General features: G+C 41.8%; 20 protein-coding genes. 12 read left to right on the top strand and 8 right to left on the bottom strand.

The features are described 5' to 3' along the window. Positions 1 to 4: 4 nt before the first annotated feature. The 4 genes from MJO53_RS06670 to MJO53_RS06685 form a co-directional block, all read right to left on the bottom strand. Positions 5 to 2353 carry an ABC transporter permease gene (locus tag MJO53_RS06670; RefSeq protein WP_252080960.1) on the bottom strand — a complete coding sequence of 783 codons (2349 nt, stop codon included), beginning with the start codon at positions 2351 to 2353 and terminating at the stop codon, positions 5 to 7. A 113-nt stretch (positions 2354 to 2466) separates the two neighbouring features. Further along, complete coding sequence (locus MJO53_RS06675) at positions 2467 to 3162, bottom strand: ABC transporter ATP-binding protein (RefSeq protein ID WP_224836025.1); 696 nt, start codon at positions 3160 to 3162, stop codon at positions 2467 to 2469. Positions 3163 to 3232: 70 nt separating this feature from the next. Beyond that, positions 3233 to 4483: an efflux RND transporter periplasmic adaptor subunit gene (locus tag MJO53_RS06680; RefSeq protein ID WP_224836024.1), complete on the bottom strand. Its 1251-nt coding sequence runs from the start codon at positions 4481 to 4483 to the stop codon at positions 3233 to 3235. An 8-nt stretch (positions 4484 to 4491) separates the two neighbouring features. Continuing rightward, a complete protein-coding gene (locus MJO53_RS06685) occupies positions 4492 to 5832 on the bottom strand; it encodes a TolC family protein (protein WP_224836023.1) in 1341 nt (446 codons plus the stop codon). 203 nt (positions 5833 to 6035) lie between these two features. Here MJO53_RS06685 and MJO53_RS06690 point away from each other — a divergent pair, with 203 nt between their 5' ends. The 3 genes from MJO53_RS06690 to MJO53_RS06700 are packed head-to-tail and all read left to right on the top strand — an operon-like array spanning position 6036 to position 9203. Further along, positions 6036 to 7400 carry a sigma-54-dependent transcriptional regulator gene (locus MJO53_RS06690; protein ID WP_252080961.1) on the top strand — a complete coding sequence of 455 codons (1365 nt, stop codon included), beginning with the start codon at positions 6036 to 6038 and terminating at the stop codon, positions 7398 to 7400. Next, the gene (locus MJO53_RS06695) at positions 7400 to 8752 is read left to right on the top strand and encodes a sensor histidine kinase (protein ID WP_224836021.1); all 1353 of its coding nucleotides are present in this window, start codon (positions 7400 to 7402) and stop codon (positions 8750 to 8752) included. Before MJO53_RS06690 ends, MJO53_RS06695 begins: the two co-directional genes overlap by 1 nt. Before the next feature lie 4 nt (positions 8753 to 8756). Continuing rightward, positions 8757 to 9203: a 3-oxoacyl-ACP synthase gene (locus tag MJO53_RS06700; protein WP_252080962.1), complete on the top strand. Its 447-nt coding sequence runs from the start codon at positions 8757 to 8759 to the stop codon at positions 9201 to 9203. Positions 9204 to 9212: 9 nt separating this feature from the next. On the opposite strand, the gene MJO53_RS06705 is transcribed toward MJO53_RS06700, so the two are convergent. The 4 genes from MJO53_RS06705 to MJO53_RS06720 all read right to left on the bottom strand — a co-directional run bounded on the left by MJO53_RS06705 (position 9213) and on the right by MJO53_RS06720 (position 11400). Next, complete coding sequence (locus MJO53_RS06705; protein WP_224836019.1) at positions 9213 to 9815, bottom strand: hypothetical protein; 603 nt, start codon at positions 9813 to 9815, stop codon at positions 9213 to 9215. A 148-nt stretch (positions 9816 to 9963) separates the two neighbouring features. Beyond that, complete coding sequence (locus tag MJO53_RS06710) at positions 9964 to 10323, bottom strand: hypothetical protein (protein ID WP_224836018.1); 360 nt, start codon at positions 10321 to 10323, stop codon at positions 9964 to 9966. Between the two features lie 42 nt (positions 10324 to 10365). Next, positions 10366 to 10782: a GreA/GreB family elongation factor gene (locus MJO53_RS06715; RefSeq protein ID WP_224836017.1), complete on the bottom strand. Its 417-nt coding sequence runs from the start codon at positions 10780 to 10782 to the stop codon at positions 10366 to 10368. 246 nt (positions 10783 to 11028) lie between these two features. Beyond that, positions 11029 to 11400 (bottom strand): Fur family transcriptional regulator, encoded by a 372-nt coding sequence (locus MJO53_RS06720; protein ID WP_224836016.1) that lies wholly within the window; start codon positions 11398 to 11400, stop codon positions 11029 to 11031. Positions 11401 to 11553: 153 nt separating this feature from the next. Here MJO53_RS06720 and MJO53_RS06725 point away from each other — a divergent pair, with 153 nt between their 5' ends. The 9 genes from MJO53_RS06725 (at position 11554) to MJO53_RS06765 (ending at position 19937) form a co-directional block, all read left to right on the top strand. Further along, positions 11554 to 11940, top strand: a complete 387-nt coding sequence (locus MJO53_RS06725; RefSeq protein WP_224836015.1) for a MerC domain-containing protein — start codon at positions 11554 to 11556, stop codon at positions 11938 to 11940. Positions 11941 to 12073: 133 nt separating this feature from the next. Beyond that, positions 12074 to 12325, top strand: a complete 252-nt coding sequence (locus tag MJO53_RS06730) for a hypothetical protein (protein ID WP_252080963.1) — start codon at positions 12074 to 12076, stop codon at positions 12323 to 12325. A gap of 197 nt (positions 12326 to 12522) precedes the next feature. Beyond that, on the top strand, positions 12523 to 13239 hold the full coding sequence (locus MJO53_RS06735; RefSeq protein ID WP_252080964.1) for an ABC transporter ATP-binding protein: 717 nt from the start codon (positions 12523 to 12525) through the stop codon (positions 13237 to 13239). Further along, a complete protein-coding gene (locus MJO53_RS06740) occupies positions 13236 to 14642 on the top strand; it encodes an ABC transporter permease (RefSeq protein ID WP_252080965.1) in 1407 nt (468 codons plus the stop codon). Before MJO53_RS06735 ends, MJO53_RS06740 begins: the two co-directional genes overlap by 4 nt. Before the next feature lie 2 nt (positions 14643 to 14644). Then, on the top strand, positions 14645 to 16072 hold the full coding sequence (locus tag MJO53_RS06745) for a DUF3526 domain-containing protein (protein WP_252080966.1): 1428 nt from the start codon (positions 14645 to 14647) through the stop codon (positions 16070 to 16072). A gap of 41 nt (positions 16073 to 16113) precedes the next feature. Next, positions 16114 to 16743 carry an ABC transporter ATP-binding protein gene (locus MJO53_RS06750; RefSeq protein WP_224836010.1) on the top strand — a complete coding sequence of 210 codons (630 nt, stop codon included), beginning with the start codon at positions 16114 to 16116 and terminating at the stop codon, positions 16741 to 16743. Continuing rightward, complete coding sequence (locus tag MJO53_RS06755; protein ID WP_252080967.1) at positions 16740 to 18074, top strand: ABC transporter permease; 1335 nt, start codon at positions 16740 to 16742, stop codon at positions 18072 to 18074. Before MJO53_RS06750 ends, MJO53_RS06755 begins: the two co-directional genes overlap by 4 nt. Before the next feature lie 21 nt (positions 18075 to 18095). Then, complete coding sequence (locus MJO53_RS06760; protein WP_252080968.1) at positions 18096 to 18500, top strand: hypothetical protein; 405 nt, start codon at positions 18096 to 18098, stop codon at positions 18498 to 18500. Between the two features lie 24 nt (positions 18501 to 18524). Beyond that, positions 18525 to 19937, top strand: coding sequence for an alkaline phosphatase (locus tag MJO53_RS06765; protein WP_252080969.1), 1413 nt, complete (start codon positions 18525 to 18527; stop codon positions 19935 to 19937). The last annotated feature ends 12 nt before the right edge of the window (positions 19938 to 19949 follow it).

Raw genomic sequence — 19949 nt, forward strand, 5'->3', positions numbered from 1 at the left:
TGATTTATTCTGAACGTAAACTTTTTACCGGGTTGACCCTGGCCGCATTTATGGCCTGAAAACTTATGGTCACCAAGGCAATGATTATGGCAATGGCCCCTGCTATGGCAAATGCCCAAGCATTTATGGAAATACGATAGGAATAGCCCTCCAGCCAATTCTGCATTAAGAACCAGGCCACTGGAACGGCAATGATTATGGCCATGAGCACCAAACGCATAAAATCTTTGGACAGTAGGCCAACAATTCCGGTTACACTAGACCCCAACACCTTACGTACACCAATTTCCTTTCTACGTTGGTCTGCGGTAAAGGCCGACAGCCCGAACAATCCCAAACAGGAGATGAATATGGCCAGCAATGCAAAAATTTGCGAAAGGCTTCCTATTAATTTTTCGCTCTTAAATTTGGCATCGTAAGCATCATCCACAAATTCGTATTCAAAAGGAAAAGCTGGGTTGAACTTTTTCAATGATGCCTCCATAGTTGCCAAAGCCGTTGCCGTTGCTATACCGGATTTGGCCTTCACATACATAAAACGGGCTTCGCTCGGGTCGTTAAAAAATATAACGGGGTCACTGGTTCCGTACATATCGTCGTATAAATAATCTTTCACCACCCCGATTACAGGATAGTCCTCTTCCACGGTTTTACCAATGGCACTTCCACTCCCCATCAATTTTGCAAAAGATTCCGTCACGATGATATTGGTACTGTCCTGAGCGGGATTTTTACTGAACCCTCTTCCTTCAATAATTTCCATTCCTGCGGTATTGAAAAAATCGGATGTGATATTCCTCACCGAAACCAGGACATTTTCGGTATCTACGCCCCCCTGCCATTTGAGCCCCGATGTATTGTTGCCCCCGGAAAGGATGTCGGAATTGTTCAGCCCGATGCTTTCTATATTGCCCGATGCCTTCATTTCCTCTTCAATAGGAACAAAATTTTTGATCATATCCCCGGTCACTGGTATTTTGACCAAGTTTTCCTTATCATAGCCCAAATCGCGTGCTTTTACATGCTGTATCTGTTGGTAAACGATAATGGTACTGATAATGAACACAATGGAAACTACAAATTGGGCGGCGACCAATCCTTTTCTAATGAATGCTGCGCTCCCTTTTGTTATTCGTGCCCCTTTTAGCACCTCCACTGGCATAAAAGAGGACAAATAAAAGGCTGGGTACCACCCTGCAACAATACCACATACCAATGTAATGCCGGCCAGAGTAAGTAAATGGACAGGGTCCAAAAGCCGTAGCTCCAATTGCTTATCGATAAGTATATTAAATTGCGGCATCAGTAATTTTAACAACAGTATGCTCACAAAAGTGGAGATGGTTGCGGTTATTATAGCTTCTGCCATGAATTGTGAGATCAACCCCTTTCTTCCGGACCCCAATACTTTTCGCACTCCAACCTCGTTGGCCCGCTTTTCGCTACGGGCAGTTGCCAAGTTCATGAAGTTGATACAGGCGATCAACAATATAATGATCGCGATAAGGCTGAACAGCCGAACGTAGGTAATTTGGCCTCCGACGTTTTTTCCTCCTTCAAAAGTGGACCTTAAATGCCAATCTTTCATTGAGAACAAAAAGGCAACGGTTTCATCGTCTTCTGTCTTTTCGGGAAGTATTTGCTTCACTTTCTGATTGACAACATCAAAATTTGCTTCGGGAGATAGTTCAACAAAAGTGTCAGAAAAATTAGCTCCATATTCCTTCATCCAATCCTTCCCTTTGGCAAAACGTTCAAAAGGAGCTACCCAATCAAAACCATAGGTCACGTTTTTGGGCAAATCTTCGTATACCCCCGAAATCGTATAATTGGTATCGTTATTTATTTTAACCACTTTACCAATGGCAGAAGAATTTCCCCCAAATAATTGCTTTGCAGTTTCTTGTGAAATGATGATGGCATCCACCTCATTGAAAGCGGTTTCCAGGTTGCCTTCAACAAAATTTAAGCTGAACATGCTCAAAAAATCAGGATCTGCAAATCGTCCGTATTTATTGACCGATATTTCATTTACCCTAAATAAAAGATCTTCGCCTTTTGTTCTAGCAGCACCAATAATACCGGGTACTTCCTGTTTCAAAACTTCGGCCAACGGACCGGGAGTGGCCTCAAAAAAGGTTCTCCACTCGCCATCGTACTGCTGATTGGTAGGTATATAATACACCACATCCTGTTTCGCAAAATTCTTATCGTACCCTACCTCATCCTCTACCCAGAGCAAGATCATGGCGGCACATGTAATGCCGATAGTCAGTCCAAAAATGTTCAGCATGCTATAGCCTTTATTTTTCCAGAGGTTTCGCCATGCGATTTTTAGGTTGTTCTTGAACATGATTATGGTTTTGATTTATTTGATTGTTTTTTTGATTGACCCTTTGCTTCGACTACCTGGCTGCGGCAGTCTGGCGCTCGACATAAACTCGATCAGGGCAGGTGAATAAACTCCTATACCATACTTTTCATAGGTTTGTTTTGGCTCTCGGTCACAATTTGACCGTCAAATAGGTTAATGACCCTATGCGCATAGTGTGAGTCGCGATCGGAGTGAGTTACCATTACAATAGTGGTCCCTTCTTGGTTGAGTTCGGTCAACAGGTTCATTACCTCTATTCCGTTTTTGGAATCCAAGTTACCGGTCGGCTCATCCGCCAATATCAATTTTGGATTGGTTACTACTGCTCTTGCTATGGCCACCCTTTGTTGTTGCCCTCCGGATAGCTGTTGTGGAAAATGTTTTTCCCGATGTGCGATCTTCATCCGTTCCAAAACTTTCAACACCTTTTCCTTGCGTTCAGCTTTGTTCATCTTAAGGTAGATCAAGGGTAGTTCTACATTCTCAAAAACCGTTAGCTCATCGATCAGGTTAAAGCTCTGGAAAACAAATCCGAGATTTCCTTTTCTAAGTTGGGTACGCTGGCTTTCTTTTAGGCCGCCGACTTCGTGTCCGGCAAAATTGTAACTTCCCTCGGATGGATTGTCCAGCATGCCGATAATATTCAACAGGGTTGATTTACCACATCCAGAAGGGCCCATGATTGCGACGAATTCACCTTCTTCCACTTTTAGATTTACGCCGTTAAGCGCCAAGGTTTCCACTTCTTCCGTTCGAAAACTCTTTTTTAGGTTTGTTATCTGTATCATTTTTGATGGTTGTTTTTTTCGATTTATTGTAAAGACTGTTCGTTTTTGATGATTGTTACATAGGCTTGGATCATTTCAATACGATCCGCTCGGCATCGCCAAAACTATCGTAGTTGCTGGTAATGACCTGTTCTCCTGGCTGAAGCCCTTCCAAGACCTCATAATATCTTGAGTTTTGTTTTCCCAATCTTATGTTTCGCCTAATGGCTTCGTTCCCGTTTGGGTCTACAACAAAAACCCATTGTCCTCCGGTGCTTTGGAAAAATCCTCCTTTCGGCAATAAAAGCGCATCGTTGGACTCCCCTAGTTGTAATCTGATATTGTAGCTCTGTCCGGCACGGATGGTTTCTGGCTTGTCATCCACAAAGACCAGATCCACCCGGAACCTTCCGTTTCTCACCTCAGGGTACACTTTTCGCAATCGCAATTTGTATTCGTTCCCATTACGCTCCAAAGTGGCCGAAAGATCTCTTTTTACGCGATCTATATAATGTTCGTCTATATCCGCTTCAATTTTAAAATCGGTAAGTACATTAATTTGCCCTATGCGTTGTCCCTGTGAAATATTTTGCCCTATTTCAGCATCCAAAAAACCCAATTGTCCGTCGGCGGGGGCGCGAACATTTAGGTGGTCCAAGCGATCATAGACCATGGAAAGTGTTTTTTGCATCCTTGCGAGGTCGGCATCCAATCCAGTTAATGATGTTTTGCGCAATTCATCGTCCTGCTCTGTTTGGAGCTTAACAATATCGTATTGTTTTTTGGCCAGTTCGTAGTTTTCTTTGGACAGTAGGTAGGTTTCCTTGGATATTAGTTCGTCTTTGAACAATTCTTGGTTCTGCTCGTAGTTACGTTTTAAGCGTTGGAGATCGTACTCTGCTGTGGCCAAGGACCTTCTACCTTCTACCTGTCTGGAATCAAAAGTGAGCTTGGTAGATCGTAGATCGTTCTGTTTTAGGGCCAAGTTACTTTCACTGGCCAAAATTTGTTCGTACAGGGCCATGTTTTCCAGTCTTAGGATAATGTCCCCCTTTTTTACCATGGAGCCTTCCTCTATCAGTTTTTCGGAAACCCGTCCGCCTTCGTAGGCATCCATATAAATAGTAGCTATCGGCGCCACATTACCATTAATGGTAATATAGTCGTCAAACTTGCCATCGGTAACCGTGGAAAGTGATAAACGTTCTTTTTCGGTTCTAAAAGTGGACATGGAACTGGCAAATACCAATTTATAACCAACAAACAATAGTAATATCCCCAAAGCGATGTAGCCGTAGTGTTTGAGTTTAAGTCCTTTCTTTTTTTCTAATTGTATATCCATGGTATGTTTTAGTTGATATTGAAAATGGGCAGCCCGTTATAAAAATCTATGGTGCTTTGATTTACTTTAAGTCTTAGGCCTACTTGCAGGTTCTGGTTCTGTGCAACTCCGTACAGATTTTTTGCCTGAAAAAGTTCCAATGCGTTGATCAGTCCTTTTTCGTAACGTTTTTGTGCAATGTCAAACGCAATTTTTTGAGATTCCACTTGTTTGGCACTCTGTTCGTACTCGGCAATTAAGGCCCTGTTGTCCTGCACCAATTGTTGTAATAATTGAAATAGTTCCTGCTCTTGTATCTCTAAATTGTTTTTGGCCTGCATATAGGCTATTTTCTGTTGCTTTACCCGTGAGTGATTGGACCATCCACTACTGATCGGAATGTTCAATTGCGCTCCTACAAATTTGGACTGATTGTCCGTAAACTGTGTTTTAAATGGAATCACCTCTCCGTTCTGATCCACGTTCGTTTCGAAATAACTGGTGCCGTAACCCGCAAATAAAGATAAAGAAGGATATAAGGAGCCCCTTGTGGCCTGCATTTGCTTTTTTGCTGCCGTGACCCGGTATTCCTGTGATTTTACCAACGGCACAAAATCTCTTGCTGTTTTGTACAGCGAGTCCAGGGAAATCCGCTCTTCCATGGCCGCCATTTCCTGGCCCATGGTTTCCTGCAGTTGTATATCGGACGCTCCGGTCCAGTTCATTTCTTGGATCAATACCAGTTTGGCATTGGTAAGTTGGTTCCTGTTTTGGGTCAATAACAGTTTATCCCCCAATAGATTGGATTCTGCTTCGTAAAGATCGGCGCCGGCCATCAAGCCCAATTCCACCTGCTTGGCCACCAAGTCGTAATTTCCTTGCGAAATTTCGAGCTGCTCCAGGGAATTGGCCACCAACCCTTCAAAAAACTTAATATCGTAATACGCGCTCATTACCCTAAAGGCCAACAAAAATTTTTCCTGTAATATATCTTCTTGGGTAGCCTTGTAGATAAATTTGGATGCGCGGATGGTATTCAATTTTTGAAAGCCCCGGAACAGATCCAAATTGGCGTTGAGTGAATAATTATTGCTAAAAAAATCCGTGTTCACAAAATCGTTGGTCTGTGGGTCTGCGGACCTACCGTATCGAATGGTGTAGTCGGCCGAGCCAGAAACAGTAGGCAACAAATCCCTGACCGACTGTCTGTAAGATTCTTTGCTGGAATCATTATTATATGTAGTGTTCTTTACCTGTAGATTGTGTTCAATGGCATAGTCCACACATGCTTCCAAAGTCCACAACTTTTGCGAGAACGCTACCACGGATGTGATAAGAAATAATGATGTTATGTATGTTTTTAATCTCATAATGATATCCTGTGCCAAATTCAAGGCTATTCTTGTGCCAAAATAAATTATTGCTGATTACCAGACAGTTGTGTCCGTAAAGTTATAATATGCTTGAATGAGGTGTAAAAATTTTGTACAAAATTTGTCCAAATATTTTACACTTTTGGCATTTGTACTCTGGCATTTACTAGTTTTAAAAAAGAATAGGAAATAGTAGTCTTATGGTCGATGCCAATATTTTAGTGGTTGATGATAACAAAAGCGTACTGAGTGCTTTGGAAATTCTTTTGCAGTTTGAGTACAAAAGCGTCCAAACGATATTCAATCCCAACCAGATCACCTCTTTTCCAAACTTGGAAAAAATAGACATTGTGCTTCTCGACATGAATTTTTCTGCTGGCGTCAACACCGGGAACGAAGGACTGTTCTGGCTCAACGAGATAAAAAAACGATCCCCGGACACCTCAGTAATAATGATGACAGCCTATGGAGCCGTGGATTTGGCGGTAAAGGCCCTGAAGCAAGGAGCATCCGACTTTGTATTGAAGCCATGGAACAACGAACGTTTAATGACTACCGTAAAATCCGCCCATGAGCTTAGAAAGTCCAAACAAGAAATAAATAAGCTCAAGAAAAAAGAGAACCATCTAAAACAGGTCATTAACGAGGGAAGAAATTATATTATCGGTCAATCCAAGGCGCTTACCGCGGTGTTGAACTTAGTGGCAAAAGTGGCAAAAACGGACGTTAACGTACTGATTACCGGTGAAAATGGCACTGGAAAAGAACTAATTGCTCGTGAGCTGCACAGATTATCGACCCGAAAAGAAGAAGTTTTTATTCCGGTAGACATGGGGTCCATAGCCGAAAACTTGTTCGAAAGTGAACTTTTTGGGCATGTTAAAGGATCATTTACCGATGCCAAAGAAGATAGGGCGGGTAAATTCGAGGCCGCACACCAAGGTTCGCTTTTTTTGGATGAGATTGGTAACCTTTCCCTACAAATGCAGGCAAAACTATTGTCCTCCATCCAAAACAGAACAGTGGTAAGGGTAGGCTCGAACAAACCTATCGATGTGGATATTCGGCTTATCTGTGCCACCAATTGCAATTTGGAGCAAATGGTCGCCAATGGATTGTTCCGCGAAGATCTATTGTACCGCATCAATACCATTCATATCGAAGTCCCCCCCCTCAGAGATAGGGATGATGATATTTTAGTGTTGGCAGACTTTTTCCTTAAAAAATTTGCCCATAAATATGATAAAGGGGGTCTAAGGATAAATCAAACTGCACAGGAAAAACTCCTGGAATATGCATGGCCAGGCAATGTTCGTGAATTACAACATACCATGGAACGAGCGGTTATCCTATCCGATGGCAATGTTTTAAAGCCTTCGGATTTTCTGTTGCACGCCAAGCCCATGCAATCTATGGACAACGAGCCTATGACCCTAAACGAGATGGAACAGCAAATGATTCTGAGGGCGCTGGAACAAAATGAAGGAAACTACAGTGCGGCCGCGGAGCAACTGGGCATCTCGAGACAAACGCTCTACAATAAACTGAAGAAAAAAGGTGACTGATGGCAAGTAGAAACTTTTATATTCAAATGATCATACGGGTGTTATTTCTCACCTTTACTGCACTTGTTCTGGCATTCTCAGTATCAAAACAATGGTATTTTACTTTAGGTATCTCTGCCGTCGCTTTGATTTTACTCGTGTTTTCCCTGATCACTTTTTTAAACCGCACCAACCGAAAAATCGCTTACTTCTTCGATGCAATAAAAAACGAGGATTTTACGCTACGATTTCCCGAGGGCGTTACCATTGAATCTTTTAAAGAGCTGAACAAAAGCCTAAACCGGGTAAATGGTTTAATACAAGAAGTACATGTACAATTACAGGTCAGGGAGCAGTACTATCAAGAAATATTGAAACAGGCCAGTATTGGTATAATGACCTATAATGACAAGGGACATATTCTATTTGCCAATCCTACCCTGGAACAACTATTGGACTACACTCCCTTAAACCACATAAAACAACTCAAACAAGTGGACGAAAATCTATATCGGATTTTTAAAAATTTTAAGCCCTTTGAGCGCAAATTGTTTCAGTTGACCAACGAACGGGAACAAACCCAATTGGCATTAAAATCGACACACTTGTCCTTGGATGGACAGTCTTTGCTGTTGGTAGTGGTTCAGGATATCCATAAAGAACTGGATGAAAAAGAGACCGAATCTTGGGTACGGCTTATCCGAGTGCTTACCCACGAGATCATGAACACCATTACGCCCATTGCCTCCATATCGGACTCCATTATTAAATATTATAGAAAAGGAGGGAAAATTACACCAATGGCAGAGTTGGAGGAAAGTCAGATAAACAATACTTTGAAAGGGCTGGAAGTGATCAAAGAACAAGGAAGCGACCTAATGGATTTTGTACAATCTTACCGTAGCCTTCTACATGTGCCCGAACCCAATAAATCGTTGGTCAAGGGCAAAGACCTCTTGGAAAAGATCAATGTGCTCATGTCTGCAAGATTATTGGATGGGGAAAGCGAGTTCAAGGTGTTTTGCAAGCCCGAAGATTTAGAATTTTATATTGATGAAAAGCAAATAGGCCAGGTCTTGATCAATTTGGTCAAAAATGCGCTTCAATCCGTAGAGTATGCCGATAATGGTAAAGTCCATGTAATGGCCGGCATAGACACCAATGGCTCCAAATATATTGAGATACTGGACAATGGCCCTGGAATTTCTCCCGAAATGATGGATGAGATCTTTGTTCCCTTTTTTACCACAAAAAGCGAGGGGACAGGTATTGGTCTAAGCCTATCCAAAAGAGTAATGCAATTGCACGGCGGAAACATACAGGTACGGTCCATTCCCAAAAAAGAAACCGTTTTTCGACTAACTTTTGCGTAACAATATGGTGAAAGAAGAGCTTTTAAAATTCTGCAGGAACTCTGTTGAAGAAAGAGCGGCCCGGCTTAAAAAGCAAAGCGATGGACTCCAAGAATCCTTAGGTTCCGAGGCCAAAAGTTCTGCAGGTGACAAGCATGAGACCGGGCGGGCAATGGTGCAACTGGAGCAGGAAAAGCTGGCCCAACAATTACAAGAACTTGAAGCTACCCGGAGCATTCTCCATAAAATTAAGATTGATGCGCCTTCTGGTAAAATCCGGTTGGGCTCCTATGTGGAAACCAGTATGGCCCACTATTTTATTGCCATTTCTGCTGGAGTGTTCGAACAAGCAGGAGAGAAATTCTATTGTATTTCGACAAGTGCGCCCATTGCCCAATTACTTATGGGCAAGGAAAAAGGAGACACTTTTATTTTTAATGGAAATACGCACCAAATTACCAAGGTTGGCTAAAAGATTGTTTTAGGAATCCTCCTCCACAAGTTTCATTCCCGAACTTTTTTCGCGCTTAAAAACTATCACGATAAAGAGTATTCCAATAATGATCAAAAACACAATTTCCAGAGTGGACAACAACTGGTTCATGCCAAGAGATCTCTTGGAGCGCTGTGTAAGTTGTTTTCCTTCGGACAATTGCACTGCAGAAAGTTCATCAAGATTGTTGCTAATGCTGTTCAGTACGGAAATAATTTTTTCTTTGTTGCCCTGATCGTCCTCCAATCTTTTTAGGGCCGCGTAATTTTCCCTTAACTCTTCCAAATGTAGGGATTCATCAATGGTCAATTCGGTATTGGCGAAATCCACTAGGATGTTCTTGATATCCGGATGCTGAGGCATTTTATCCAAATAAACCGCATTGTTCGCCAAAAACAATTCCTTTTCGTGGAAATAATTGTTAAGGGTGTAAATATATTCCTGGACCACCAAACGATCTTCAAAAACCGAATCTACTCCTTGTTCCACGGTAGAAAAGTTTCTGTTGTTCAACCGGTTGGAAGCAAGTACCAATAAAAATGCCGCCGCCAATATAAATCCCGAATTAATACGTTGTTTTATGTTACCCATTGTGGCATTTTGTTTTTAAAGTGTTCAAATTCTGGTTGTTCCGATAATACAAATTCATTTTAAAATGAAAAATCCGCCCAGCCTTGCTAACCATTCATGAGCAAACCTAATAGCTTTTAGCTGAGCGGAAAACATCACAATCAAGCAATTATAATACACTCAACTCGCCAGACTCAAGTGCATTTTTTAAATTTGCTTTTACCACTGAATGGCTATTAAAGAATCTTTTGCCATCTGTTTTTTTAAGTTTTACCTCTACCACACCATCTTTGGTCTCTTGAATCTCGGTTACAACCACCTTGTTGCCGACCACTTTTTTAAAATCCGCTATCCCTCCTTTTTTAATAATGAAGTTGGCCCTGGGAAAATCAATGTGTTTAAATTGCGGCATGTCCGGCTTGCCGATCTCAAGTACATCGCCAACCTTGATATCTTGTGGTGTTACATTCTGTGCATGAATATTTACGGATGCTACCGCCATCAAAAATGTGAAAAGTAAAATTCTCATATCTATACTATTTAAGGTTAATAATTAAATGCCCAGTTCTTTTTAGACTTCAAAACTCGAGGATAATCGATGGTTTTTTGCCACATCAACAATCCTAAAGGATTGAACATCTGAAGGAAATCCAAATTGGATAAGATCATCTACTGCATGTCCTACCAAATTGGCCCCGACCATACTCACTACTGAAACGGTTTTTTTATTGATATCGCCTTGGATGGATGGAACGAGTTGAAAAGTTTTCCGTGCTCCATATGTCGATTCCACTGTTACTTGGGAGTTTAATCGAACCACATCGTCCGGCATATCCATTTCATCTTCAACCATTGCCATACCAATTTTTTCGCTCAACCGCTCCAGTGCATCTTTATGAGAGTAGTCCTCATAATACCTATAGAAAATAAGCAATTTTTTTAAGGTAACAAAGTCCTTTTTCTCCAAAATCAGCCTTCCATATTTCATTCTCAGTACTTAGCGAACAGGACACGAATCGCATCCAATATTTGGCAGGATAGCGCAAAGTATATGCCACAGGAAAGCGTTGTTAAATATTGTTAGCTTTATGTTGCTGACTACCAATTATTTATAATATGTTGATGTTGAAGAGATCTTTAGTAAATCGGGTAAAAAATACCCAGGTGGAACATTTTGACCCGGTCAAAGATGCCGGTTAAACTGCTAGAGAAATATTGCCCGCATAAAAGTTTGTTATGCACAGTTTCCACAAACCCCGGTAACTACACAATTGGCCTTTTCCATAACGTAACCAGCTGGCAATTTGATCTGTATTTCTTGATCTAAACAGGATATCGTGTCGCACGAAGTGCACCTAAAATGAAAATGGTGCTCCATAGGATCGTTTTGTTTGCACTTCTGAATAGCAAAGTATTGCTTTCCATCTTCTGCCACAATGCTATGCACCAATCCGTCTTCACAAAACTGGTTCAATATTCTATAAACGGTCGCCCTATTGATATCCAAATCTACCATACCCATGATCACATCATGGCTAATGGCCTCATCGCTCTTCAAAAGAATATCCAACACGGCTTGTTTTGATGGTGTATTTCTTCTTTTCATAAATTTATCGCGACTTTGTTGCAATAATATAAATTATTCATAATTTTGACAAAAGTTTTACGACCATCCTTTAAGGATGGACAATATACAGCAGCTAAACACTTGTATCGGTTTTGGTGTTGTCGTAAAACAGCGAACCATTAAATACAAAATATGAAAGCAAAAACACAAACTTACGATATTATAGCTATGACAAGTTCACTGATATGCGCAATACATTGTGCCGCTGTTCCCATTCTATTGTCGTTCTCGTCTTTGTCCAGCCTGCACTTTTTGCACAACCCAATTATCGAGTGGTCCTTTATTGGACTTGGAATTGTATTTGTATTTATATCGCTCTGGCCAAGCTATAAAAAAGCGCATCACAATTCAAGGCCATTGCTTATCGCGGCTGTTGGTTTCGGAATTATTGCCCTAGGACGACTGGATTTTAGCGAAGCTTGGGAAACGGTCAACACTGTAAGCGGTGCCATCTTGGTTTCTGTGGCCCACTTTGTCAATTGGAAAATTATGCCCTCAAAAGCTGACCACAAACACTGACCATTTTCAACTTTTATTCTTTGCCTCTTCAACTTTAAGGCCTCTTTAACATTATTTATAATAACTTTATTGCCTTATGCAACAAGGCTACGTAAAACAAGGGATCGGCTTACTCTTTTTAACCATTTTTTTAATGGTCAAAATGGCTGGACTCCATGTTTTGGTCCACGATGAAGACCAAGACCAGTACGCCCACTGCATTGTTGGTGAACATATTATAAAAACACAACAGGCACCGGAAATTACACCATCGGCCACGGCATATGACCTTTTAGTTGAAGAACCCAGGCCCAAAAAACAAATTTCACAGGAATATAGATTTATTACTGTTGGTATTTTAGCTTCCAGCCAGCTTTTCTGCAGGCCACCACCACTCACCACTTAGTACCTCAATATTTTCTGTTTATTGGTAATGGCGAGTGCATTTGCGCATATTTCTCCAAAACCAATGGTCGTAAACTATATGGGGGGCAAAATACCGTATAACAAATACGTAATTTGGCTTCTTACCCGCATTTTAGCCTATACTTTTCACATATAGATAGGGTTTTTGATAGAAATAATAAATAAACCAACACCAAAATGATAACCACGAATAACCTTACCAAAAAATTTGGTGACTTTGTTGCCGTAGATAATCTTTCGATTTCGGTAAAAGAAGGTGAAATATTATGCCTGCTCGGCGCCAATGGTGCCGGTAAGTCCACCACAATAAACATGTTACTTAATTTTATTAAGCCAACCTCGGGCACTGCCGAAATAAATGGGATGGATGTAGTTAAGAATCCTCTAAAAACCAAGGAATTCGTCACCTATATCCCTGAAAACCTTATGCTGTACCCCAGCCTGACCGCTATTGAAAACCTGGACTATTTTTCCGGGATAGCCGGCAAAAAACTCTCATCGAAAACACTAACGGATTTTTTAAGCGAAGCTGGACTGCAAGAAACTGCCTTTAAAAAACGGATATCCACTTTTTCCAAGGGAATGAGACAAAAAGTAGGGATCGCCCTTGCTTTGGCCAAGGACACCAAGGTACTGTTATTGGACGAACCCACTTCCGGATTAGACCCCAAAGCCAGCAATGAGTTCGGTGAATTGTTGCAAAACCTTAAAAACAAAGGGGTTGCTGTTCTAATGGCAACCCACGACCTTTTCCGAGCCAAAGAGGTCGCGACCCATATCGGTATTATGAAAGATGGCCAACTTCGCCAACAATTTGTCGCAAGTGACATTTCTCTTCCAGAATTGGAAAAAGCATACTTGGATACGATGAACTATAAAGAAGTATTGCCATGATCGTAAAAACCTTTTTAAAAGAAAGCAAGGAACTTTGGCGAGACGGTCGGGTTCGTGTTGCGTTTGCCATTGTAACCATACTTTTGGGTATCGCAGTTTGGATCAGTGCACGACAGTATCAACATATAAATGAGCAGTATCAAAACGCAAAGAGCGCAGAAAGGGCCATATGGGACGACCAAGGTGAAAAAAACCCACATTCCGCAGCACATTACGGCACATATGCATTTAAACCTAAATATCCTTTGTCCTTAGTGGACCAAGGTGTTGATAAGTATGTCGGAACCTCAATTTTTTTAACGGCCCACAACAGGAATGAAGCCCAATTCAGTGCTGCAGCGGATCAAACCGGATTAGCACGTTTTGGGGATCTTACACCAGATTTTATCTTGCTTTTCATAATTCCATTGTTGATCATTTTATTGGCATATAACAGTTTTACCAAGGAGAGGGAAATGGGTACCTTGACTTTATTAAAAAGTCAGGGCATTACGCCATGGCAATGGGCAATAGGTAAATGGAGCGCACTGTTTTTTCCGGTGCTCATTGCAACGATTGTTCTTTTTGTAATTGCTGGTATTGTGCTGTCCAACCTCAAAGATTTTGGTGTGTTCCGTTGGCAATCCTTATTCATTTTATCCTTGGTGTACATTGGATATTACATCATCTTCTTAAATATTGTATTATTTATTTCACTGAAAGCGAAAAAATCCGGGATAGCCTTGGTGCTTTCCTTATCCGTTTGGATATTGGCCTGTTTGGCAGTGCCCAAGGCAGCCAGTAATATTGCCGAATCCAAACACCCCTATCCCACCCGACAGGAATTTGCTGCCAATGTTTTAAAGGACAAACAAAATGGCCTGGACGGCCACAACCCCTGGAGCAAAGAATCAAAAATGTTGGAACAGCAAGTATTGGCCGAGCATGGGGTGGACAGCCTGCACAAACTTCCTTTTAATTTTGATGCTTACCGAATGCAGAAAGGCGAGGAGCACGAAGCAGAAATATACGCCAAGCACTACAAATATTTAAAGGAACAATATTCAAAACAGTCCAGCCTTTATCAAAGTTTGGCAATAATATCCCCGTATTTGCCCACTCGTTTTTTAAGCATGGCAATTGCACGCACCGATTATTCAGCCCATTGGGATTTTTCGGATGCGGCAGAGGACTATAGAATTGCCACACAAAAGTTTTTGAACGACAATTTTGCACAAAATTCTTCCTACGGCGAATGGGACTACCGGGCCAATGCCAATTTCTGGGGCAAACTACCCGAGTTCAGCTATAATCCACAAGAACTCAATGCAATCCTTACTACAAACGCTTCGAGTTTGTGGATTCTGGGAGCGTGGATCCTGCTTTCCTTTGGCGCTTTTCTTATAACCACAAAATCCATTTAACTATGTTACCATACAATTTTAAATACGAACTGCGCTTATTGTTGCGCAGCCGTTGGATTCAACTTTTGAGCGTGTTATTATTGGTCCTTTTTGGTTTTTCCACCTATAATGGTAGCACAAAGGTCGAAAAACGAACAAATGATATTTCTTCTGCCAAAAAAGAGGTTGAGGAAACCGACCGGGCCATGCTCAAATTATTGGATTCTGTTGAACGTGGTATGGAGGTGAGTGCCTCCCCATGGACCATTCCCACTAGTCCAATGGCCGTTGGGAACTATCACCCAAGGGTGGCGGCAATGGAACCCCAACCCATGGCTTTTGTTTCCACTGGGCAGGCAGATCTTTTTACCCATTATGTAAAACCAACGGTATCCGGGGATGATTTTGCCTTGAACTTTACCGAAATGACAAGTCCGGTTCAGCTTCTTTTCGGAAGCTTTGATCTGGCATTTGTAATTGTATACCTTCTGCCATTGCTTATTATTGCCTTTACCTATAATGTGCTTTCATCGGAAAAGGAGCAAGGCTCTTTGCGATTATTGGCCTCGCAGCCCATATCCGTTCGAAAATGGGTGTTTCAAAAATTGATTCTTCGCTTTTTCTGGTTGTCGATATTGGTAACACTTTCCTTGTATATCGTATTTCTCATCGTTGGCATTCAAGCACTGGATTGGCTGAGCGTTTTGAGCCTGTTGGGATTAACCTTGTGCTATATGCTGTTTTGGTTTGCCCTTGCATTTTTGGTCAACCTTTTTGTGGATAGTTCGGCAAAAAATGCCGTATCACTAATAATGCTCTGGGTAATTTTTGTACTCTTGACCCCTTCGGTACTCAATCAAACGGCAAGTACGCTTTATCCCATGCCTTCACGAACCATATTGATCAGTGAAATGCGGGAGCACAAAGCAGAGGCGACCAAAAAACAGGACGAGATCCTGGATAACTTTCTTAGGGACCATCCGGAATATGCAATTAACGATTCCACACAATCCAGAAACTTCTATCACCGGTATATGGCCTCTCAAAAAATTGTAAAAGAAGAATTAGAGCCCATAGTGGGGGAGTATGAAGATCAATTACAAAAACAACAAGAATGGTCCAGAAAATTACAATGGTTATCTCCTGCCATTGTGGTTCAGGAGTCGTTGAACCAATTGGCCGGAACATCCACCGCAGATTATGAAAATTATCGGGGGCAAGTCATAGAATTTGCAGAAACCTGGAGAACGCATTTGATCACATTTTTATATAACAACGCAACATTTTCGCAGCAAGATTATGCATCACTCCCACAATTTACATATTCCAATAATACCAATAGAAATATTGGGTTTTCCTCTGTGGTTTTGCTGTTGATAGCGGCAGCACTGCTTACTTTTGGGTTTGCGGTGCAAGGTAGGTCGGAGAAAAAAGGAATGTTGAGCCAATAAAATAACAATAACCGGATATACGTGATAATGATCCATGTAGTATGATACAAACCAACAATCTTAAATTTAAATACGATAACGACAACACCATCTTCGAGTTCCCCGACATCACATTGAGCAAAAACCAAAATCTTTTGATCTTGGGAAAGTCTGGCATCGGGAAAACCACACTTTTACATCTTTTGGCGGGTCTGCTCTCTCCATCGGATGGAAGTATACACATAGATGATGTGGATATTCAAAAACTAACCAACAAACAGTTGGATAAATTTAGAGGTCAAAATATCGGCCTTGTTTTTCAAAACAACCATGCGGTACAATCTTTGAGCGTTATGGAAAACTTGGAGGCAAGACTGTTTTTTGCCAAAAAAACCATTTCCAAAACCGTGATCAAAGATTTGCTGGAGCATCTCGATATTGAAATGTGTAAAAACAAAAAAGTGAGGGAGCTCAGTGAGGGACAGCTGCAGCGGTTGGGCATAGCCATGGCCATAGTGCACCGCCCACAACTTGTTTTGGCCGATGAGCCCACCTCTAGCCTAGACGATACAAATTGTAAAAAGGTGATGCGACTTTTAATTGAGCAAGCGGACGCCAACAATGCCAATTTGATTGTAATTACCCACGACCAGCGCATTAAACCATTGTTCAACAAAACCTTGGAACTATGAACATTTGGAAAATCAGTGTAAAAAACTTTAGGTACAAGCCTCTATATACTTTCTTGGGCATTTTGATCCTTTCCGTTAGTATTGCCCTACTTGTCGGAATTCAGCAGTTGGATACATCCTTCCGCAAACAAATGGAAAATAGTTTAGGGGATATAGATATGGTAGTTGGTGCAAAAGGCAGCCCATTGCAATTGGTTCTCGCCTCCGTGCTCCATATAGACAATCCTACAGGCAATATTCCTTATGAAGAAGCCAAGAAATTATTGAAAAACCCCATGATAGAAAAAGGCGTGCCCATTTCTTACGGCGATAATTATATGGGATACAGGATTGTAGGGACAACCCCAGAATTTACCGCTCTTTACAATGCAATACTAAAAGAAGGGAAAAACCCGGAAAAACCAATGGAAGTTGCCATTGGTGCAACAATTGCCGATGCTACCGGTCTGTGGATCGGCGATACATTTCAAAGCTCGCATGGCTTGGCAGAAACAGGCGGGCATGCCCACAACGACCTTTTAAAAGTGGTCGGAATTTACGAGCCCACCCACAAGGTTATGGACCGATTGATCATTACCGGACTACAGACTGTTTGGGATGTGCACGATCACGAATCAGAGCCAAGTTATTCAAAGGAAGGAGGGGTGGTAGAACAAGAGAAGCACCACCATGAAGAGGGAGAACACCATCATGATGAGGAAGGACATGAACACGAACATGAAGAAGAACATGAACATGAAGGGCACGAACAGGAAACGGAACACGGACATCAAGAGGAGCACGAAAAAGAAATCACTTCTATGTTGATTTCATTTCGGAATCCGATGGCACTTTTGACCACTCCCCGAACCATCAACGAAAACACGAACATGCAAGCGGCACTTCCAAAATTTGAACTGGAGCGACTCTATCAATTTACTGGTGTCGGTGTAAAAACCATTACCTGGATAGCCTATGCCATCCTCGTAATTTCCTGTATCACCATTTTTATAAGTCTGTACCGCATGGTCCGTGATCGCGCTTTTGATCTCGCACTTATGCGGAGCTACGGCGCCAATACTTTTCAGTTGATCAAAATGGTGGCCTACGAAGGATTGTTGATTTCCCTTATTGCTTTTGTTATTGGTGTACTTTTATCGCAAATAGGGATTTATTTCATATTTGAGATGATAACCGATCAATACAAACAAAAAATGCCGCTTGAGCTTGGATTCCAAGAATTGTTCAAAACCGCTGTATTGGTTTTGTTAATGGTTCTTTTTTCCATTCTACTTGCTATTAACCCTATCATTAAAATGAACATATCAAAAATATTGAGCCATGAGAAATAACATAATTATTGCCTTTTTTTATTGTCCACAACGTTCTGTTTTTCACAAACCGAAATAAATTGGTGGGATTTGGCCCGTATCGATTATACAGAAAAGTTTTTTCCTGCTTATGATCAAAACTTTCTTTACCCGGAATTTAGCGATCACATGAAATCTCTCGAGGGCAAAAAAGTGGCCATTACAGGATACTTTTTGAACATTGACCCTAGTGGCAAATTGTTCATCTTGTCCAAAAACCCAATGGCTTCTTGTTTTTTCTGTGGAATGGGAGGGCCGGAAACAGCCATGGAGCTCGAGTTTAGGTCCAAGCCCAATTTTAATACCGACGATGTACTTTACGTAACCGGGACTCTAAAGTTGAACGCTGACGATGTTCAGCACTTTAACTACATCCTTACCGATGCCGTAGCTCAAAAAATGAATTAACCTATCACAATATAATAATCAAAAATGAACAGAAGAAAGTTTTTTAGAAACGGGGCCTTAACAGCCGTAGGTGCCTCGATTTTTACACCATTTGAAACGGTAAGGGCGTCGGACCTTGAGAGTGAATGGAAAAGAAAAAAAGCCAAGAACATCATCTTATTGGTGAGCGACGGGATGAGCACGGGTACCCTGAACATGGCCGACCTTTACCTCTCCAGAAAAACGGGAAAAGGCAGCAATTGGCTAAACCTGTACCGGGAAAATAAGGTGAACCGTGCACTAATGGACATGGCCTCGGCCAATTCTATGGTAACCGATTCCGCTGCTGCTAGCTCTTCTTGGGGAGGAGGTGCCAGAATAAACAACGGAGGAATAAACTACGGCGTAAATGGTGAGCAGCACCTTCCTATTTGGCAAAAATTTAAATCCGCAGGAAAAAAGACCGGATGCGTTACAACCGTGCCCATTACACATGCCACTCCCGCGGGCTTTTGCGTGAACGAAAAATCCAGAAACGACCAAGCATCCATAGCGGAAAAATACTTGGAGCATGGGTTTGATGTGTTAATGGGGGGAGGCAACGAATATTTTGATGCCGAAAAACGAAAGGACAAAAAAGATATGTACCGCGCCTTTGCAAACAAAGGGTATGTGGTGGCACGGTCCAGACAAGAAATGATGTCCGCCCCGGCCCATCAACAAATCCTTGGTGTGTTTTCGGACAATGGCCTAGCCTACACCAAGGATAGGGAAAGCAACAAAGAACTCATGGAAAATATTCCAAGTTTGGCGGAAATGACTCAAAAAGCCATAGAAAACCTGTCTGACAGTCCAAAAGGATTCACCCTACAAGTAGAAGCCGGAAAAGTGGATTGGGCAGCACATGCCAACGATATTGCCGGTCTGCTATATGATCAAGTCGCCTTTGATGAAGCCGTGCAGGTTGCCATGGATTTTGCTGAAAAAGATGGAGACACTTTGGTTATCATAACTACCGATCATGGCAATGCCAACCCAGGGCTCATTTATGGAAAAAATGCCAACGATAATTTTGATACCGTTCAAAAATACAAACATACCAATGAATGGATCTTGAACGGTATTGGCAAGGAAACATCCGTGAGCAACTTAAAGGAGCGAGTGGAATTTGCCAATGGATTTGCATTGACGGACGAAGAGGCGAAAACCTTGCTGAGCTATTATACCTCCTTAAAACCCAAGGACGGGTGGTACAATCCTAGGAACCTTCCGTTCAACGCGTTGGCGGAAATCCAGAAAAAGCACACCTCCGTAGGCTGGATAAGCATGCAACACTCCGCAGATTATGTGGAATTGGCCATGTACGGCCCCGGTAGCGAATTATTGAATCCCTTTATAAAAAATACGGACCTACATTTCCTAATGCTGGAAGCAGCAGAGGTGGAAAACAACTTCTAAGGATGTAGGGCA

It is taken from the genome of Flagellimonas marinaquae (genome assembly GCF_023716465.1).
GTDB lineage: Bacteria > Bacteroidota > Bacteroidia > Flavobacteriales > Flavobacteriaceae > Flagellimonas > Flagellimonas alginolytica.

Bases quoted from the DNA above. Each gene is read 5' to 3' on its own strand.
- MJO53_RS06670 (WP_252080960.1), bottom strand. From the start codon at position 2,353: ATGTTCAAGAACAACCTAAAAATCGCATGGCGAAACCTCTGGAAAAAT.
- MJO53_RS06675 (WP_224836025.1), bottom strand. From the start codon at position 3,162: ATGATACAGATAACAAACCTAAAAAAGAGTTTTCGAACGGAAGAAGTG.
- MJO53_RS06680 (WP_224836024.1), bottom strand. From the start codon at position 4,483: ATGGATATACAATTAGAAAAAAAGAAAGGACTTAAACTCAAACACTAC.
- MJO53_RS06685 (WP_224836023.1), bottom strand. From the start codon at position 5,832: ATGAGATTAAAAACATACATAACATCATTATTTCTTATCACATCCGTG.
- MJO53_RS06690 (WP_252080961.1), top strand. From the start codon at position 6,036: ATGGTCGATGCCAATATTTTAGTGGTTGATGATAACAAAAGCGTACTG.
- MJO53_RS06695 (WP_224836021.1), top strand. From the start codon at position 7,400: ATGGCAAGTAGAAACTTTTATATTCAAATGATCATACGGGTGTTATTT.
- MJO53_RS06700 (WP_252080962.1), top strand. From the start codon at position 8,757: ATGGTGAAAGAAGAGCTTTTAAAATTCTGCAGGAACTCTGTTGAAGAA.
- MJO53_RS06705 (WP_224836019.1), bottom strand. From the start codon at position 9,815: ATGGGTAACATAAAACAACGTATTAATTCGGGATTTATATTGGCGGCG.
- MJO53_RS06710 (WP_224836018.1), bottom strand. From the start codon at position 10,323: ATGAGAATTTTACTTTTCACATTTTTGATGGCGGTAGCATCCGTAAAT.
- MJO53_RS06715 (WP_224836017.1), bottom strand. From the start codon at position 10,782: ATGAAATATGGAAGGCTGATTTTGGAGAAAAAGGACTTTGTTACCTTA.
- MJO53_RS06720 (WP_224836016.1), bottom strand. From the start codon at position 11,400: ATGAAAAGAAGAAATACACCATCAAAACAAGCCGTGTTGGATATTCTT.
- MJO53_RS06725 (WP_224836015.1), top strand. From the start codon at position 11,554: ATGAAAGCAAAAACACAAACTTACGATATTATAGCTATGACAAGTTCA.
- MJO53_RS06730 (WP_252080963.1), top strand. From the start codon at position 12,074: ATGGTCAAAATGGCTGGACTCCATGTTTTGGTCCACGATGAAGACCAA.
- MJO53_RS06735 (WP_252080964.1), top strand. From the start codon at position 12,523: ATGATAACCACGAATAACCTTACCAAAAAATTTGGTGACTTTGTTGCC.
- MJO53_RS06740 (WP_252080965.1), top strand. From the start codon at position 13,236: ATGATCGTAAAAACCTTTTTAAAAGAAAGCAAGGAACTTTGGCGAGAC.
- MJO53_RS06745 (WP_252080966.1), top strand. From the start codon at position 14,645: ATGTTACCATACAATTTTAAATACGAACTGCGCTTATTGTTGCGCAGC.
- MJO53_RS06750 (WP_224836010.1), top strand. From the start codon at position 16,114: ATGATACAAACCAACAATCTTAAATTTAAATACGATAACGACAACACC.
- MJO53_RS06755 (WP_252080967.1), top strand. From the start codon at position 16,740: ATGAACATTTGGAAAATCAGTGTAAAAAACTTTAGGTACAAGCCTCTA.
- MJO53_RS06765 (WP_252080969.1), top strand. From the start codon at position 18,525: ATGAACAGAAGAAAGTTTTTTAGAAACGGGGCCTTAACAGCCGTAGGT.